At 60.1% G+C, this 16,792-nt stretch carries 21 protein-coding genes; 11 read left to right on the top strand and 10 right to left on the bottom strand.

What is annotated here, in order from left to right; translation table 11 throughout:
* Positions 1-99: 99 nt before the first annotated feature.
* The 7 genes from QD357_RS08450 to hemP all read right to left on the bottom strand — a co-directional run bounded on the left by QD357_RS08450 (position 100) and on the right by hemP (position 5,148).
* Positions 100-504 carry a hypothetical protein gene (locus tag QD357_RS08450; RefSeq protein ID WP_107108928.1) on the bottom strand — a complete coding sequence of 135 codons (405 nt, stop codon included), beginning with the start codon at positions 502-504 and terminating at the stop codon, positions 100-102.
* Positions 505-513: 9 nt separating this feature from the next.
* A complete protein-coding gene (locus tag QD357_RS08445) occupies positions 514-864 on the bottom strand; it encodes a DUF883 family protein (protein ID WP_107109436.1) in 351 nt (116 codons plus the stop codon).
* Between the two features lie 179 nt (positions 865-1,043).
* On the bottom strand, positions 1,044-1,835 hold the full coding sequence (locus QD357_RS08440) for a heme ABC transporter ATP-binding protein (RefSeq protein ID WP_107108927.1): 792 nt from the start codon (positions 1,833-1,835) through the stop codon (positions 1,044-1,046).
* 7 nt (positions 1,836-1,842) lie between these two features.
* On the bottom strand, positions 1,843-2,934 hold the full coding sequence (locus tag QD357_RS08435) for a FecCD family ABC transporter permease (RefSeq protein WP_414124142.1): 1,092 nt from the start codon (positions 2,932-2,934) through the stop codon (positions 1,843-1,845).
* A 20-nt stretch (positions 2,935-2,954) separates the two neighbouring features.
* A complete protein-coding gene (locus QD357_RS08430; protein ID WP_414124135.1) occupies positions 2,955-3,887 on the bottom strand; it encodes a heme/hemin ABC transporter substrate-binding protein in 933 nt (310 codons plus the stop codon).
* 10 nt (positions 3,888-3,897) lie between these two features.
* Positions 3,898-4,965 carry a hemin-degrading factor gene (locus tag QD357_RS08425; RefSeq protein ID WP_107108925.1) on the bottom strand — a complete coding sequence of 356 codons (1,068 nt, stop codon included), beginning with the start codon at positions 4,963-4,965 and terminating at the stop codon, positions 3,898-3,900.
* Between the two features lie 9 nt (positions 4,966-4,974).
* Complete coding sequence (hemP, locus tag QD357_RS08420; protein WP_107109434.1) at positions 4,975-5,148, bottom strand: hemin uptake protein HemP; 174 nt, start codon at positions 5,146-5,148, stop codon at positions 4,975-4,977.
* Between the two features lie 186 nt (positions 5,149-5,334).
* Here hemP and QD357_RS08415 point away from each other — a divergent pair, with 186 nt between their 5' ends.
* From QD357_RS08415 to QD357_RS08395, 5 genes are all read left to right on the top strand, one after another.
* Positions 5,335-5,781 carry a hypothetical protein gene (locus QD357_RS08415; protein WP_107108924.1) on the top strand — a complete coding sequence of 149 codons (447 nt, stop codon included), beginning with the start codon at positions 5,335-5,337 and terminating at the stop codon, positions 5,779-5,781.
* A gap of 4 nt (positions 5,782-5,785) precedes the next feature.
* Positions 5,786-7,069, top strand: coding sequence for an energy transducer TonB (locus QD357_RS08410; protein WP_107108923.1), 1,284 nt, complete (start codon positions 5,786-5,788; stop codon positions 7,067-7,069).
* A 122-nt stretch (positions 7,070-7,191) separates the two neighbouring features.
* The gene (locus QD357_RS08405) at positions 7,192-7,590 is read left to right on the top strand and encodes a DUF2325 domain-containing protein (protein ID WP_107108922.1); all 399 of its coding nucleotides are present in this window, start codon (positions 7,192-7,194) and stop codon (positions 7,588-7,590) included.
* Entirely contained in the window at positions 7,587-7,865 is a 279-nt protein-coding gene (locus tag QD357_RS08400) for a hypothetical protein (protein WP_107108921.1), read from the top strand. The genes QD357_RS08405 and QD357_RS08400 overlap by 4 nt, the downstream gene beginning before the upstream one ends.
* A gap of 18 nt (positions 7,866-7,883) precedes the next feature.
* Entirely contained in the window at positions 7,884-8,198 is a 315-nt protein-coding gene (locus QD357_RS08395; protein WP_107108920.1) for an antibiotic biosynthesis monooxygenase family protein, read from the top strand.
* A gap of 44 nt (positions 8,199-8,242) precedes the next feature.
* Here the strand turns inward: QD357_RS08395 and QD357_RS08390 are convergent, their stop codons facing one another.
* From QD357_RS08390 to QD357_RS08380, 3 genes are all read right to left on the bottom strand, one after another.
* A complete protein-coding gene (locus tag QD357_RS08390; protein ID WP_107109433.1) occupies positions 8,243-8,620 on the bottom strand; it encodes a DUF423 domain-containing protein in 378 nt (125 codons plus the stop codon).
* An 8-nt stretch (positions 8,621-8,628) separates the two neighbouring features.
* The gene (locus QD357_RS08385) at positions 8,629-9,018 is read right to left on the bottom strand and encodes a group II truncated hemoglobin (protein ID WP_107108919.1); all 390 of its coding nucleotides are present in this window, start codon (positions 9,016-9,018) and stop codon (positions 8,629-8,631) included.
* Between the two features lie 90 nt (positions 9,019-9,108).
* Positions 9,109-10,152, bottom strand: a complete 1,044-nt coding sequence (locus QD357_RS08380) for a substrate-binding domain-containing protein (RefSeq protein WP_107108918.1) — start codon at positions 10,150-10,152, stop codon at positions 9,109-9,111.
* A gap of 133 nt (positions 10,153-10,285) precedes the next feature.
* Here QD357_RS08380 and QD357_RS08375 point away from each other — a divergent pair, with 133 nt between their 5' ends.
* The 6 genes from QD357_RS08375 to QD357_RS08350 all read left to right on the top strand — a co-directional run bounded on the left by QD357_RS08375 (position 10,286) and on the right by QD357_RS08350 (position 16,759).
* Complete coding sequence (locus tag QD357_RS08375; RefSeq protein ID WP_107108917.1) at positions 10,286-11,320, top strand: Gfo/Idh/MocA family protein; 1,035 nt, start codon at positions 10,286-10,288, stop codon at positions 11,318-11,320.
* Between the two features lie 13 nt (positions 11,321-11,333).
* Complete coding sequence (locus QD357_RS08370; RefSeq protein ID WP_107108916.1) at positions 11,334-12,227, top strand: sugar phosphate isomerase/epimerase family protein; 894 nt, start codon at positions 11,334-11,336, stop codon at positions 12,225-12,227.
* Positions 12,228-12,475: 248 nt separating this feature from the next.
* On the top strand, positions 12,476-13,744 hold the full coding sequence (locus tag QD357_RS08365) for an ABC transporter substrate-binding protein (RefSeq protein WP_107108915.1): 1,269 nt from the start codon (positions 12,476-12,478) through the stop codon (positions 13,742-13,744).
* A gap of 72 nt (positions 13,745-13,816) precedes the next feature.
* On the top strand, positions 13,817-14,719 hold the full coding sequence (locus QD357_RS08360; protein ID WP_107108914.1) for a carbohydrate ABC transporter permease: 903 nt from the start codon (positions 13,817-13,819) through the stop codon (positions 14,717-14,719).
* Between the two features lies 1 nt (position 14,720).
* The gene (locus QD357_RS08355) at positions 14,721-15,605 is read left to right on the top strand and encodes a carbohydrate ABC transporter permease (protein ID WP_107108913.1); all 885 of its coding nucleotides are present in this window, start codon (positions 14,721-14,723) and stop codon (positions 15,603-15,605) included.
* Positions 15,606-15,658: 53 nt separating this feature from the next.
* A complete protein-coding gene (locus QD357_RS08350; RefSeq protein WP_107108912.1) occupies positions 15,659-16,759 on the top strand; it encodes an ABC transporter ATP-binding protein in 1,101 nt (366 codons plus the stop codon).
* Positions 16,760-16,792: the final 33 nt, after the last annotated feature.

The following is a 16,792-nucleotide window of genomic DNA, read 5'->3' as shown; positions in this document are numbered from 1 at the left end:
TGGCGCGGGCACGGCAACATTTCTAGGCGTTGCCGGCGGCTCATGGGATTTGAACTGTTTGCGGTGATGTGCTGCAATACGGGCCTGATCAAGCCGCTCTCAATCATCTCGCCTCTTTGTGCCGATCAGATTGCCGAACACCAGCGCGGTAGCGATGGCAGCGGTCAGCAGCGGTTGCGACTTTGCAAGGCCGAGCGCCGCGACGGCCATTGATTCCAAGGCGGCGCGGCGTTCGCGGGCACGCCGTTCTTCCTGCCTGTCGATGATGACCATGATGACGAGAAGGATCAGGGCGAGCAGCAGCGCGCCGGCGGCAATCAGCAGCGCCGAAACGGCTAGACCATAGATCGTTGCCAGCCAGATAGCGGCCGCTATGAGGGCAAAGGCATAGGCCGTCAGAAGGAGGACAGTGGCGATACCGATGAAAACACCGTCGCGCTTTGTACGCGCAACGGTGCGGCTCAATGTGCCCGAGAGAAACAGGCCGAGGAGCGGAGCTAGCATTGCAGCTCCTTAGCGGCGTGACAGAAGCAGGGCGAACGCCAATCCGAAAGCTGCAGCAGCCCCGATGGTGGCAATGGGATGTTGGCGCACGGTCCTGCGCATTTCGCGCGTGCCCTTCGTATAGCCGTGCTGCAAGTCACGCAGCAAGTCTTCGCCACGAGCCGCCAAATCTTCGAACCCGGTCTCGGCGCGCGCGCGCATCGTCTTACTCTGGATAGCACTGTTTTCACCGACGATCTTGGCGAAAGCGGCAATTTCGTTGCGCAGATGCTGGATCTGCTCCTCAATGCTGGCTTCGAGGTCGTGCAGGCTGCCGCCATTCCGTTTAGCTCGCGCCGAATGGAGGATGGATGTTGCCATGGTCTTGCTCCCTTGCGTCGTTAGCGTCTTTGGCCTGGCGCTGCAAAGCTGCGCCGGCTTTTGCGATGAGCGAATGCTGCCAGACATATTGCGCTGATGATCGCGCAGAACATTGATCTGGATCACCGATCATCAACGCGGCGATGCAACGAAAAGTTCCGGATTTGACGAAAGGAAGGTCAGTCCGCCAGTGCGCTATGGGCGAGAACGAATGGGACGCCGTCGATGGGAACACGATTGACCCTTAGCGCGCAGCCAAAGACATCCTGTAAATGCCGGTCGGTTAGAACGTCCCCCACGGGACCCGCTGCCCGCGACCGCCCGTTCTTGAGCAGGACCATTTGGTCGGCGAAGAGCGCGGTCAGGTTGAGATCATGCATGACGGCGATGACGCCGCCGCCGCGCCGGCAGAATTGCCGGGCGAGCGTCATGATGGTCAGTTGGTGGCTGATGTCGAGACTGGAGACGGGCTCATCGAGAAGCAGCCAGCAGGGCTTACCGTCGACGATAGGCTCGGAAATTTGGCATAGAACCCGGGCGAGTTGGACGCGTTGTTGCTCCCCGCCGGAAAGCTCCTGATAGAAGCGCCCTTCGAAGCCGGCAAGATCGACGGAGGAGAGCGCCTCGGCAGCGATGCGATCGGCCTGTTCGGGATGGCTGTTGCGCCCGCTGGTCAGCCCCATACGGACAATTTCGCGAACGGTGAAAGGGAACGAGATGGCGCTTGCCTGGGGCAGCACGCCGCGCATTTCAGCCAGTTGCCAAGCCTGAAGGCTGCCGATCTCCGATGCGTTGAGGCGCACCGAACCCTGATAGGCGATTTCCCCCGAAATGGCCTTCATGATCGTCGTCTTGCCAGAGCCGTTCGGCCCGCAAATCGCCGTCAGCGCGCCGGCCTTGGCGGTGAAGCAAACATCCTGCACGACTGTCTTGCCGGAGAGCCGGACGGAAAGGTTCGAGACGTCGATCATCGGAACCTCACAGGCTGAGGCGCGAACGCTGCCGAAGCAGCATCCACAGGAAGAAAGGCCCGCCGACACCCGCGGTGATGATGCCGATCGGCAGTTCGGCCGGCGAGACGACGGTGCGGGCCACCACGTCGGCGATGATCAGCAGCGAACCGCCGAGCAGGGCGGAAGCCGGCAGCAGGAAGCGATGGTCCGGGCCGATTGCCGTGCGCAGGATATGCGGCACGATGATGCCGACGAAGCCGATGCCGCCGCTGACCGCGACGGAAGCGCCAACCGCGGCCGCAACGCTGACGATGGCAATATTCTTCAGCCGCTGCACAGCGACGCCCATATGGAAGGCTGCTGCTTCGCCGAGCGTCAGCGCATTGAGGCCGCGCGCCATGAAGGGCAGTGGTAGCATGGAAAGGACGATGATCGGTCCGGTGGCGGCGATCTTGGTCCAGGTCGCGCCGGCGAGCGATCCCATGCTCCAGAAGGTGAGATCGCGCAGTTGCCGGTCATCGGCCATATAGATCAGCAAGCCGGTCGCTGCCAGCGCCAGCGCGCCGAGCGCAATGCCGGCCAGCAGCATGGTCGCTATGGATGTCAGTCCCTGTCGCGTCGCCACTCTGTAGAGAAGTATGGTCGTGACGAGGCCGCCGACAAAGGCTGCGATCGGTAGAGAGAAGATGCCGAAGACATGTGCGACCGGCGCGAGGATGCCGCCGAGGACGATCATCCCCACTGCGCCGAGGCTGGAGCCGGCCGAAATGCCGATCAGGCCGGGATCGGCCAGCGGATTTCGGAACAGGCCCTGCATGACCGCGCCGGAGACTGCGAGCCCGCCACCGATCAGGAATCCGAGAATGGCGCGGGGCAGGCGGATATCGAAGATGATGATGCGGTCGCGGTTGCTCAGCGCATTGTCGGCGCCGCCGTTCACCATGCTGCCGATGACGTCGACGATCGAGGCATCGGATGCGCCGGTGGTGATCGAAAAAGCGAACGCAAGAAGGGCGGCGATGACGAGGCCGGTCAGCACGAAGAGGGAGAGTGCAGTGCGGTCGCCCTCGCGGTGGTGGCGGTCCCTTCGGTGCGACATGCGCTTCAGCCCCGGCATGACCTCGTTGAGCGCCACCCTCAGCCTCCGTAGATCGCGGCATTCAGCTCGCGCACGGCACCTGCGGTGCGCGGCCCGAAGCCGAGCAGATGCAGCCCATCCATGCGGACGATCGCCTTTTGGCTGGCCGCGGGTGTCAGCGAAATTGCCGGCTGCTTCAACAGGTCGTCGTCTTTCATCGACAGCGGACCTTCGCGATCCATGATGAGGATCACGTCGGGCTTTGCCTCGATGATCGCTTCGTCGGTCATTGGCTTGTAGCCTGAGAAATTGCCGACGGCATTGATGGCCCCGGCAAGCTTGATGATGCCCTCGGCGGCGGTATTGCTGCCGGAGGCGAGGATCTTGCCGTTCTGGTTGCTAAGGATGAAAAGCACACGTTTGCGTTCGGCCTGCGGGCGCTTCTCGGAGTCTGCAATTGCCGCATCGAGATCGGCGGCAACCTTGTCTTCCAGTGCCTTCGCCTTGTCGGGCACACCGAGCAGTGAGCCGACGACGTCGATTTTCTTCAGGATGCCGGCGCGGTCATAGGTCTGCGGCACTGTCTCGAAAGGTATGCTGGCATTGCGCAACACTGCCAAAGCCTCCGGCGGACCGGAACCGTCCACGGCAACGATGGCGGTCGGATTGACGGCGAGGATGCCCTCCGGCGACAGCGCCCGCATATAACCGACATCGGGCAACTTGGCTGCCGCCTCCGGATACGTGCTGGTGGAGTCGCGGGCGATCAGCCTGCTTTCCTCGCCGAGCGCATAGATGATTTCGGTGACGTCGCCGCCGACCGAAACGAGGCGGGATGTATCGATCTTCGGCGCTTCCGCAGCATGAGCGCGCTCGACCAGACCATAGCCGCCCTTGACCGGGCTCGGGGGAACAAGCGGCAGAGCCATCACCAGCGCGGTCAGCGCGATTTCCCACGGCTTGATGCGCTTGAGGTTCTTCAGCATCGTCATGGCTCGATCCTTACGCGGCGACGCTGGCGTCGGCCTTCGGCAGATTTTCGATGATGGCGCGCCAGTCGGGACGCTCGTCGAAGCCTTCCTTCCGCTTGCCGAAGAACTGGATGATCATCTCGCCTTTGGCGTTGTAGGCTTCGAGCGAGGTGACGTGACCGTCTTTCGTCGGCTTACGCACGGCCCAGGCCTCGGCGATGTGATCCTTGCGCAGATGCAGATGGAAGGTGGGGTCCATGATGTTGATCCACGGACCCATGGCCTGCACGTTGAAGATCGGGCCGGAATGAATCTGCACGATGCCGTCATTGGCGACGAAGCACATGATCGGCAGACCTTCGCGAACGGCGGTATGCATCATCTCGGCGACCGCGTTCGTCTCCAGTTTCCAGGCATAATCGTCGCCGACCGTGCGGATTGCCGCCTGGCGGCCGATCTTCAGCTTTTTCAGCATGCCGAAGAATTCATGCGTGTCCGTCATGCGGCTCCAGTGGTCGCGCAGTTCGTACCGGCTGACGTCGCCGTCGATCTCGCCGTTGTCATAGCCGGAGCGATCCTCGACAAAATCCTGCGACTGGTCTTCGAGCCGCAGTTCGGCGACCATGGCGTGATAGGCTTCGACATCCGAGGCGGGGCGCAGATGCACCTTATGAACGGCGTCGCCGGCCTTATCGAAGAACTGCAGGCTGAGCCGCTGCTGGTCGCCATCGGTCTTGATGACGGCGAAGGCATGCGCCCAGCGCTTCGGGAAGATGCGCAGGTCGATATTTTCGCCGAGCACGATGGCCGCCTGCGCGCCTGATTTGATGTTTTCGTAAGCCCCGATCTTTTCGTGCACCGCGCTTTCGTTGCGCGACAGCGCCAGGACTTCGCCGAGGGAAGCAATGTGGGCAAGGAACCGGTGGGCATCGGCATCGATGCGGGTAGCGGAAATGCCGACTTCAGCGGCGACTAGGGCCGCTTCGGAAACACCCAAGCGAGCCGCGATATCGCGCTCGCGCATTTTCGAATTTTCGGCGCGAAAGGCGCGAATATCGGCTGGGGCCAATCGGGTCGTTTCTCTGGTCGTCTCAGTCATCTGCAATGCCTATTTGTTGAGAATGAGTTTGCCTTGGCGCGTGATTTTCATCCGGTAGATGACGCCCTCGTGCCTGATCATGATTTCAGTCTGGCCACGAAAAATATCCGTGCTCTCGACAATTCTAATGTGCGGTGCGGCAGTCGGCGGCACCGGCTGTATTGGTGTTTTCTCAGCAATCATCCTGCTTGGTTTTGCCTGAAAATTCATAGGAAGCCGGGCTCTGCTCCGGCCAGATTTATCTTGACTCACATACTCAAGGTTTCCTAAAGACGCAATAGAAGACTTTGAGAGTCAAGTTTTAATTTTGGGCGATGAACGCGCGGCATTGATCCGCGCTCGCCAGCAAAGATTCAGGAGAGATTGCCGATGCCGACGAAGACGATTTTGGCGGTGGCTGCCGGCGGGCTGTTCACCATTGCCTCCTGCCTCCCGGCCTTCGCTCAGGATTCGACTGCGGCTTCGACGAACGCGCCGAAGCTCAATGTCGAACTGAACGCGCTCGTGCCGTCTCAGAAGGGCTGCATGATGACCTTCGTCGCGGAAAACGATCTGGCGACGCCGATCGGCAAGATCTCCTTCGAGCTCGCCTTCTTCAACGACAAGAACGCAGTCGACCGTGTGACCGTCCTCGATTTCCGCGACCTGCCGGTCGGCAAGAAGCGGGTGCGGCAATTCGATATGCCTGGGGTGAAGTGCGAGAGCGTCAGCCGCATCATCATCAATGACACGCCGGTGTGCGATGGTCCGGCGGCGGGCGAATGCAAAGCAGCGCTGACGACACGTTCGCAGCTCAACGTTCCTTTCGAAGGCTGAGATCATGGCCTCCCGCTCGGTCAAGGTTTCCATCGAGCGTCGCCGCACTGGCGGTGACATGAATGACAATTATCCGAGCGTCCTTCCAGGCCACGAGCTAACCGGCCTAGATGGCTTGCCGAGGCCGCCAGCCGCCGAGGCGGTTGTTCATTATAGCCGCTTTGCCCAAATTGGTTCCTTTCCCGCCCATCCTGCCGAGCCTGTGCCAGATGCGTCAGAGCCGCCCATCATGGAGCTGCCGGCGGAGAGACCGAACCAGGCTCTTTCGACGGGCAAGAGAACAGTCACCTTCGCCTGCCTCGGCTCCTTCCTTTTTCACGCCGCCATTGTCGCCGCTTTGCTGGTGACGATGGTTGCTGCGCCCGAAGATGCCGTGGAAGAGGCGGGCGATACCGTCAGCGTCATCATGCTCGGCAGCTCCGATATGGACCAGATGTCGGCAGGTGAGGAAAGCAAGGACCCGCAGCCCGAAGAGATAACGGCAGATGTCGTGCAGCCGGAGACGGTGCAGCCAGCCGACGTAAAGCTCGCAGAAACGGAAGCTGTTCAGCCGATGCCCAAGACCATGGAGGTAGCGCAGCCGTCGCAACCGCTGCAACAGGTGTCCCCGGAAACCGTCGTCAGCCCGGAACCGGAGGTGCTGGCGACTGAGTCTCCGGCCGAGACAACAGTGGTTCAGCCGATGACGGCAATGGCGCAGCCGACGGATGCGGAGCCTGCCGAAGTCCGGCCCGCGGAGCCCGTTGAAGTACAGCCGGCGGAAACCGCGCAAGCAGCCGTGCCACCTACCGAAGTGGTGACCCCGGTCGAAAAACCGGTTCAGCCAGCCAAACCGGTCGAAAAGCCGAAGGATATCGTCAAGAAGCAGCCGCCGGAGGTCGCAAAGAAGGCTGGCTCCGGCGGTGAGAGCGAGCAGGATTCGAAGAAGGGCTCTGCCGAAGGGACGGAAACGGTGCAGTCGAATGGGAATTCGCAGGCCGACGGCCAGCGCACGGGCTCGGGCAGTGCGGCAGTCGCCAACTATCCAGGCAAAGTGCAGTCCCGCATTCGCCGCGCCGTCCGCCTGTCTTCGAAATACGAAAAGGGCATAACGGTTCGTGTGCGTCTGACGATTGGTGCGAGCGGTGAACTCAGTTCACTTTCCGTAGCGCGGAGTTCCGGCATTCCTGAACTGGATGATGCCGTCACGGACGGTGTTCGCCGCGCCGCGCCGTTTCCGCCTCTGCCTCCGGAATGGGGCAAGCCTAGCTGGTCCTTCACGCAAGAGGTTCAGGTGACAGGACGATAGGTCGCAATAAAATATGACATAAATTATCAACTTTATACTTTACTGCAAAAATCAACTTTAATATGGTCCGCTTGCGCTCGCCGGAATCGAGCGCGCAAGAGCAACCAGCAAACGGGTGACGCATGGCGCGTAAGGGGAAAAGGGATTTTGGCCGCGATAGCCGCGAGGCGCAAACGCCGGCGCAGGTATCGGCAAGGTCCAGTCTCGACGGGCGCAGCTTCCTTTATGTCGGCGGCCGCGATTGCCAGGTCGCTCATCTTCGCCAGATCGCCAGCAACTTTGGCGCCGAGCTGATCCATCACGACGGGGGTTTGCGTGAAGCAGTGTCGCGCATCGACACCGTGCTGCCTTCCGTCGACTGCGTCTTCTGCCCGATCGACTGTATCAGCCACGATGCTTGCCTGCGGGTGAAGACCGGCTGCAAGAAATTCGGCAAGGCTTTCATACCTTTGCGCAACGGCAGCAAGTCGAGCCTCGAGCGGGCGCTGCAGACCATGAACGAACGAGACAATTCCCGATGACTGACAAAGGCCCTGACGGGTTCATGATGATCGGCCTGCATAAGCTGGCCTCGCAGAATGGCGACGGCCTAGTGCCGGAACTCTACGAGTTGCTGATGCGTCGCGCCGAAGAGCAGCGACAGGCTCCAAACGTGACGGCTTTTCCCTTTTGGCAAGCGCGGCTTCCAGGCGAAGCACCGGATGCGCCGCTCGGCATTTCTGCGCGCGACGGCACGAATGTCATTGCCTTTACACAACAGCCGGGCAAAACTGCCGAGCGCCGCAAGAAGGTTTGACCGCCGGGAGATCCAGCCATGTACATTGCGATGAACCGCTTCAAGGTGATCATCGGTTCGGAGAGCGCTTTTGAGGCCGTTTGGAAAGGCCGCGATTCACGGCTGGAAGAGGTCCCCGGTTTCGTGGAATTCCGCCTGCTGCGCGGCGGCACGAATGTGGAAGAGGGCTTTACGCTGTTTTCCTCGCACACGATCTGGCGCAGCGAAGAGGATTTCCTCAACTGGACGAAATCCGAGAATTTCCGCATGGCGCACCGCAATGCCGGGGATAACAAGGCGCTCTATTGGGGACCGCCTCGCTTCGAGGGATTCAATGTGGTTGCCGGGGTTTGACGGCGTCGCCATATATCAGTCAGGCGAGATGAGCCGCCGGTTCTTCAAGCTTCCGCCGCGGCTCTTTTAAAGAACGCGCCCAGAGCCACTACGGCCCATCCCGCTATCATACCGAGCCCTCCTGTGGGTGCGGCAAGCGGGAAAAGCGAATCGCCGCCGAAATGGCGGCTGACGAGATCGCCGGCAAAGATCAGTGTTCCCAACCCAAGCAGCACCGCCGCTACCGGCGCGGTGCGGATACGGTCGTATCCGGCGTGGAGCGCAAGCAGGGCAGGGGCATGTGCCAGGCACATGATCGAGGCAGACCCGAGAAAATGCGCATCACCGCCATGGGATGCCGCGGCTGCGAGCGCGACACCGGCGCCGCCGAGAATGCCGGCAATAAACAGGGTGAGTGGACGGATTGGGGCGCTGAAGCTCATGTCTTTTGTCATTCCCGGTTCTGCATGTGAAAGGCAAGGCGCTCGATCGGCTCCCAGATGATGGCCCGAAGCTTCTCGTTTTCGATGGTTTCGTCCATGGCGCGGCGGAAGCAGAGCAACCATTCGTCTCGCTCTTTTGGGCCGATAGCGGCGATGAAATGGCGGCTACGCAGGCGCGGATGGCCGCGTTTTTCGATATAGAGCTGCGGTCCGCCGAGATAGCCGGTCAGATATTCGTAGAGTTTCTCGCTGGAGCCTTCGAGGCTTGGCGGATGCACGGCGCGGCAGTTCGCTGCTTCCGGCAGCGTATCCATCAGGTCATAGAAACGCGCTGTCAGCGCCCGCACGGTCCGATCGCCGCCGATTGCCTGGTAAAGTGTGATGGTCTCTTCGCTCAAATGCCGGCCCCTTTTTGCGATGTCCTACATGGCAACTGACAGGCTGTGCCGCAACCGTCGACGCGGCCGGTGCGGCGTTTCGGCGCTGCTTTATTTTTTGGTCCCTAGCTCGAAAGCGTCGCTTTCCCCAGGCATGAGTTCGAGCGGCCAGATCGTCTGGCGCGTCTTCCCGGGGTATTCCTCGCTGTAGGCGGGCATGCCGGAAAGCAGGATCTCCGCCAGCTCGACGCCAAGATCATGCAGCGAGGTGCGAAAGCAAGTGAGTGGCGGCTGCAGGAATTTGGCACGCGGCGCCTCGCGAAAGCCTACGACGGCGATGTCTCGCCCGGGAATGATGCCGGATTCCATTACGCGCCGGTAGAAGCCAATGGCCATCAATTCGTAGATCAGGATGACGGCCGTTGGCCTGTCTTCGAGGCGCAACAGCTCATCGGCAACCTGATAGCCGCCCTGTTCGCTCGATTTGGCGCGTATGACCAGGGCCGGGTCATGGATGATGCCATGCCGTTCCAGCGCCCGGCGATAGCCCTCCACAAAAACGAAACCGAGATTGATATCGCTGGAGGGCGCGCTGATGGCGATACGGCGGTGCCCATGCGCCACGAGGCGGTCGACTGCGCTGTTGACGACACCATCAAAATCCAGATCGATCCAGGAGGCGTTGCCGTCCGAAAGGCTGCGGCCAAGCGCTACGAAAGGGATTTTCGTCTTGGCGAGCAAATCGAAACGCTTGTCGACGCGTTGCGTCTCCGAAATGATCAGCGCATCGACGATGCGTCTTGCCACCATCCGCTTCAGATATTCATAGGGATCTTCATCATGCGGGCAGGGCAACATGACCAGATCGAGTTTGTGGCGCGAGAATACACTCTGCAGCCCGCCCGTGACGGTCAGGAAGAAATTGTCGCTGTTTTCAACGGTTTCCCTGCTGGATTGAATCATCAGGCCGATGACATTCGTCGTGCCCTGCCGAAGGCTGCGGCCTGATTGGTTCGCCACATAGCCAAGCTGTTCTGCTGCGGCGAGCACGCGCTTGCGGGTCTCTTCATTGACATCCGGCTTGCCGTTTAGCGCCCGCGACACCGTGCCGATCGAGATATCGAGATGTTCGGCAAGCTGACGGATTCCCTTCATAGACTGCGATTTTCCTTCCTGCGGCAATTTCCGGTCTCCCTCTATTGACACAGTAAAATCTTTTCGCATAGGATCGTAAACGTTTACGGGACGTGTGTCACGAGGAGTTTGGCGCCGTTCGCTGGAGGAAATCGTGAAATTTAACGCCATTCTGTGCGGGTGCGGAGCTATGTCCAAGGGCTGGCTCAGGGCCATCGCCTCGACCCCGGCGCTTGCCGAATCCATTCAGATCGTCGGTCTGGTCGATCTCAATCGAGCGACCGCTGAAGGCCTCGCGAAAGAGTTCTCTCTCGAGAATGCCGTGATCGGCTCGGATCTGGCCGAGGTCATTGCCGCGACGAAGGCCGATCTGGTGTTCGATGTCGTCATCCCCGCCGCCCGTTTCGGCGTCGTTTCGACCGCGCTGAAGGCTGGCTGCCATGTGTTGAGCGAAAAGCCGATGGCAACCTCGCTGGCCGAGGGCGCTGCCCTTATCGATCTCGCCACCGAGACCGGCAAGGTGCATGCCATCATCCAGAACCGCCGCTTCATCTCTGGCGTGCGCCGCATGCGCCGTTTCGTAGAGGAGGGGGCGATCGGCGAGCTCACCGGCATCCATTGCGATTTCTTCCTCGGCCCGCATTTTGGCGGGTTCCGTGAGGAGATGGACAATGTGCTTCTGCTCGACATGGCCATCCATACGTTCGATGCCGCCCGTTTCGTTGCCGGCAAGACGCCGCTTTCAGTCTATTGCGTGGAGAAAAATCCCGCGGGCTCCTGGTACAGGCACGGCGCGTCGGCGCATGCGCTATTCGAATTTTCCGACGATGTCGTCTTCAGCTATCGCGGCTCCTGGTGTGCCGAAGGCAAGCGCACGAGCTGGGAGAGCCAATGGCGGATTACTGGCAGCAGGGGCATGCTGACCTGGGACGGCGAAGAGCATTTCGAAGCTTCCGTTGCCGGCCGTGAGCCCGGCCTGCTGCACGGTTTTACCCCAATCGAAGTCCCCGGTCCCGAGCATGATGAGGAGACACATGGGCATGCCAGCGTTATCGCGTCGTTCATCGAGGCGGTGAAAACAGGCGAGCGGCCGGAAACCGATAGCCGCGACAACATCCACAGCCTCGCCATGGTCCTCGGTGCGATCGAAAGCGCCAAATCGGGCCGACGTATCGACATTTCAGCATAAGGACAGTGAGATCATGACAAATCCGGCAAAGGCCATCCGCATTGGCACGATGATCAGGGCGACCAACGAAGATGCCGCCGCGGGCATTGCCAAGATCGCCGATCTCGGCTTCGAAAGCTTCGAACCCTTCTTCTGGCAGACGACCAACGGCCAGAACCTTGCGGAACTCGGCAAGCGCTGCCTCGATGCGATCGGCAGCCGCGACATCACCATTTCGTCGATCGGCATGTTCGGCAATCCGCTCGAAGGCACCGAGCTTGACCAGCAGACACTGCAGGGCTGGAAGGATTGCATCGACAATGCCCATCATTTTGGCGCGACCTGCGTTGCGGGCTTCACCGGCCGCATCCGTAACAAGCCGCTCACTGACAGCCTGCCGCGCTACAAGCAGGTCTGGAGCGAGCTTGCCAAGCGCGCCGCCGACAAGGGCATCAAGATTGCGTTTGAGAATTGCGCCATGGACGGCAATTGGGCGACCGGCGACTGGAACATCGCACACAACCCGGATGCCTGGGAGCTGATGTTCAACGAGACCCCGGACGACAATCTCGGCTTGGAATGGGAGCCGTGCCATCAAATGGTCTATCTGATCGAGCCGCTGCCGCAGATTCGCAAATGGGCGAAGAAGATTTTCCACGTCCATGGCAAGGATGCGACCATCCGCTGGGACGTCATCAGGGAACACGGCATTTTCGGCAAGGAGAAGTTCGTCTTCATGCGCACGCCGGGTTTTGGCGACAGCAATTGGACGGATATCATCTCCGAATTGCGTCTCGCCGGCTGGTCCGGTTCGATCGACATCGAAGGCTGGCACGATCCGGTCTATCGCGATGAGCTGGAAATGACTGGCCAGATCCATGGCCTGAACTATCTCAAGAAGAGTCGCGGCGGCGAATTCGTCGAATAGCGCGCAGTCGCCTAAATCCGGATCGATTTAGGGGAGGAGTTGTGCGCTAATTCGGGACGCTGGAGCGGCTCTCTATAACGCTTCAGCCTAGCCCGGGCGTCGAAACGGAGGAGCGTTGCGAGGTCGAAGGACTGTTTGCCGGGCTCAGGTGGCGGACAGACATAAAGCCAAGAGGAAAACGCCGATCGGCATCGCGAGCCATGCCATCGGGCGGGTACCGTCACGGTTCGCAAAGTGGAGGAGAATATATGAACATGTTTTCGAAGCTGGCGATCACGGCCGGCATGTCGCTCCTGTTGGCTGCCGGCGTGGCGCAAGCCCAGAGCAAGACATTTAACGTCTGGTGGTTCGAGTTGCCGGACACGCCTCAGGCCAAGGCCTGGACCAAGGCTCTTGAAACGCTCAAGGCCAAGCATCCGGATATCACCATCAATTTCGAACAGAAGACCTTCGAGCAATTGCAGAAGGCAGGCAGTCTTATCCTCAATTCGGATCAGGCTCCGGACCTTCTCGAATACAACAAGGGCAATGCCACGGCCGGTCTCGTCGCGTCTCAAGGCCTGCTGACGCCACTTGACGACCAATTCAAGTCGCGCGGCTGGGACAAGATCCTCAACGAAACCAACACCCAGCTCAGCAAATATGATGCCAACGGCATTTACGGTTCAGGCCCGATGATCGGTGTTCCGACCTATGCCGAATTCGTCTCGGTCTTCTATAATATCGATATGTTCCAGGCCAACGGCGTGAAAGTGCCGACCACGCTGGAGGAATTCGAAGCCGCTCTCGACACCTTCAAGAAGAAGGGCATTACGCCGCTTGCCTATGGCACGGTGGATTCCAACGCGCAGCACCTGCTTTATACGCTGGCCCTGACGCAAGCCGACGACACCTGGGTCAAGAACTATCAGGGCCTCAAGGCACCGCTCGACACCAAACCCTTCCTGTTCGCCGCACAGAAGATCGTCGACTGGGTGAGCAAGGGCTATATCTCCAAGGATTCGACCGGCCTCAAGGGCACGGGCGGTGCCGACAACCTGTTCTCCTCCGGTAAATCGCCAATGTTTGTCAGCGGTACCTGGAACAATGGCAATTTCGCGACCAATATCAAGAACTTCAAGTGGAGTCAGTTCGTCTTCCCGACACCGAAATACAGCACCGGTTCGACCGGCAACCTGTTCATGGTGCCGAAGAGCTCCAAGAACAAGGATCTCGCCTACGAATTCATCGATCTGGTGCTAGGCAAGGAGAACCAGAATCTGGACGCCAATCTCGGCGGCGTCGCCATCGCCGCTGATCCGGCCGTGATCACCGACGAGGTCGGCAAGCGCAATGTCGAGCTCTTCAGCCAGATTTCCGGCAAGGGCGGTCTTGGCCTCTATCCGGACTGGCCGGTGCCGGGCTACTACGAGCTTCTCATCCAGGCGACCACCGGTCTGGTGAACGGCTCGACGACGCCCGACCAATTCGTCGCGCGCCTGAAGAAGGCCTATGACGACGTGCAGGCGGCTCAATAAAACCATCGGCAACAATTCACGGCGGCGGGACGGCTTCAAAGCCGCCTCGCTGTATCGAACTGGAGGAATTTGATGGAGAAGTCGCAGAACGCCGGGAGAGCAGGGTACTATCTTTATATAATCCCAGGCATGCTGGGATTTACCCTGGTGGTGCTCGTTCCGTTGATCGCCAACTTCGTGATCAGCTTTACCACCTGGAAAGGTGGAAACATTGCACCGCGCTATGTCGGACTTGAGAACTACCAGAGGCTGCTCGCCGATACGGTGTTCTGGAGTTCGATCCAGCACACGGTTCTGTTCATCATTTCGATGACGATCGTGCCCATTCTGCTTGGATTGGTTCTGGCGGCGGTTCTGTTCGACTATATCAGCGCGCAGTTTAGCGAGACTTGGTCGAGTTTCTTTCGCGCTGGCTTCTATCTGCCGCAGATTTTGCCGCTGACGGCCGCCGGCGTTCTCTGGGCGTGGATCCTCAACCCGGTCGGTATCATCAATGCGGTGCTGAAAGGGATTGGCCTCGATTTCCTGGCGAAGAATTGGCTGGGGGACGCAAGCTTTGCACTCTGGGCCGTGTCCGCCGTTATCGTCTGGGTCCAGGTCGGCTATTGCCTCGTCGTGTTCATGTCCGGATTGGCGCGCGTCGATCCCTCGCTCTATGAAGCTGCCGAACTCGACAACGCGAGCTGGTTCGGGCGTTTCCGCTACATCACGATCCCCATGCTCATGCCCGAGATTTTTGTCGTCGCCCTTACGACGCTGATCGCGGCCCTCAAGGTCTTCGCGCCGATCTATGTTCTGACGTCGGGCGGCCCCGACAACGCGACGACGGTGCCGTCCTATCTGTCCTACTATCATTTCTTCACGACAAACCGCGTCGGCTATGCAGCGGCGATCGCGACCTTGCAGACCGTGATGACGATCGTGCTCGGCATCCTCTTCCTACGCATGCAGTCGAAACAAGAGGGAGGGCGCTGACATGACGACCACGGTGTCGCTTTCGACTGAAGTTGCATCGGAAATGCATGTGCATCATGGCCAGAAGAAGGGCTTTGCCCGCTGGGTCGTCCTGGCTATCCTGCTCATTCTTCTTGCTGCCACGCTCTTTCCATTCCTGCTGGCGGCTTTGAATGCCATCAAGACGCCGGCGGACTATGCGGCCAATGGTCCGCTTGCCCTACCGCATAGTTTCGACCTGACAGCGCTCAAGAACTTCTGGACGACTGTCGATTTCACCCGCAAGCTCCTTAACAGCATTCTGATCAGCGGATGCACGGCCATCTTGGCCGTGGTCCTCAGCCTGCTCAATGCCTATGCCATCGGCATCGGGCGCGTGCGGGGCGGGAAAGCATTGCTGGTGATCCTACTGATTTCCATCATGGCCCCGCAGGAGGCGCTGGTTTACCCGCTCTACTATATGGCCAAGCAGACCGGTTTGTTCGACTCGATGCTCGCCGTCATCCTGATCTTCGGCGTCTTGCACACCGCGTTCGGGACTTATCTTTTGTCATCGGTGCTGACGACGTTCCCGCGCGAGATCATTGAGGCTGCGCAGCTTGACAATGCGAGCCGATGGCAAATCCTTTGGAAGGTGATCGTGCCGGTGCTGCGGCCGACGCTTGCCGTGCTGGCAACCTTCTTCTTCATCTGGACCTGGAATGAGTTCCTGATTCCCCTGGTTTTCCTGGTCTCCAACAATAATCAGACAGTCTCCGTTGCCATGGGCGTGTTGTCGGGCGCCAATACGCAGGACCCGACCGCGATTGCTGCGGCGTCGTTGCTCGGCGTCACGCCGACGGTGATCTTCTTCCTGATTTTCCAGCGCACGCTGACGCGTGGCGTAGCCGTTGGTGCTGTCAAATAGACCGAGGGAAAAGGCAGGTCTGACAAGGTTCAATTCTCCTGGAGGAGGAAAAAGTGGCAGGTATCAACATCAAATCCCTCAGCAAGCATTTCGGTGCGGTGCAGGTTCTCAACGACATAGACCTGACGATAGAGCGGGGAGAGTTTGTCGTGTTCCTGGGCGGGTCGGGTTGCGGCAAGTCCACCTTGCTGCGGATGATTGCCGGGCTGGAATCGATTACGAGCGGCGAGATCTGGATCGGCGGCAAGCGCGTCGACCAGCTTCCGCCGGGCGAGCGCGGCGTGTCGATGGTGTTCCAGTCCTACGCGCTTTATCCGCATATGACGGTTCGCGACAACATGTCGTTCGGCCTCAGGAACATCAAGACGCCGAAGGCAGAGATCCAGAAGCGCATCGATGCAGCCGCCAAGATATTGGAAATGCCGCATCTGCTCGACCGCAAGCCGTCCGAACTTTCCGGCGGGCAGCGCCAACGTGTCGCCATCGGCCGCGCCATCGTGCGGGAACCCGAGGTCTTCCTGTTCGACGAGCCGCTGTCCAACCTCGATGCCGGTCTGCGCACCCGCACGCGTGTCGAGCTTGCTCAATTGCATGAGCGACTGGGCGCGACGATGGTCTTCGTCACCCACGACCAGGTCGAGGCGATGACGCTCGCCGACCGGATCGTATTGCTGAACAACAAGAAGATCGAACAGGTGGCAACACCTGTGGAGATCTATACGCGTCCGGCAACGCGCTACGTCGCTCAGTTTGTCGGCTCCCCGGGCATGAACTTCGTTGGTGTGGCCGATGTCGGCGAAGCCGGCGGCTTTGCGACGGCGACCTTGCCGGATGGATCTGTCATCAAGACGGCCATTCCGCTGAATGGTATCATGCGGTCCGAACTGACGCTCGGCATCCGGCCCGAATATCTGGTGGTCACGACGGCGGAGAAGGGCGATATTGCCGGCACCGTCGAGACGGTGGAGAGATTGGGCGACCGCTCGCTCGTCCATGTCAGGCTGAAGGACGGCTCGAAGATCATCGGAACCGATCCGGGCATGACCACCATCGCCACGGGGGCGCCGATCGCCTTTGCCGTCAACAGCGCCAAGCTGACGATCTTCGACCAGAACGATGTCGCGCATCATTCCGCGATCGAGGGAACGCACTAACAGCCAGAATAACCGCGGGCGGCGGCCCCCACC

The sequence above is a fragment of the Rhizobium sp. BR 317 genome, from assembly GCF_047445835.1.
In the GTDB taxonomy this organism is placed as follows: domain Bacteria; phylum Pseudomonadota; class Alphaproteobacteria; order Rhizobiales; family Rhizobiaceae; genus Rhizobium; species Rhizobium paranaense.
The sequence above is the reverse complement of the archived record's forward strand: the minus strand, read 5'-3'. Positions and strand labels throughout refer to the sequence as shown.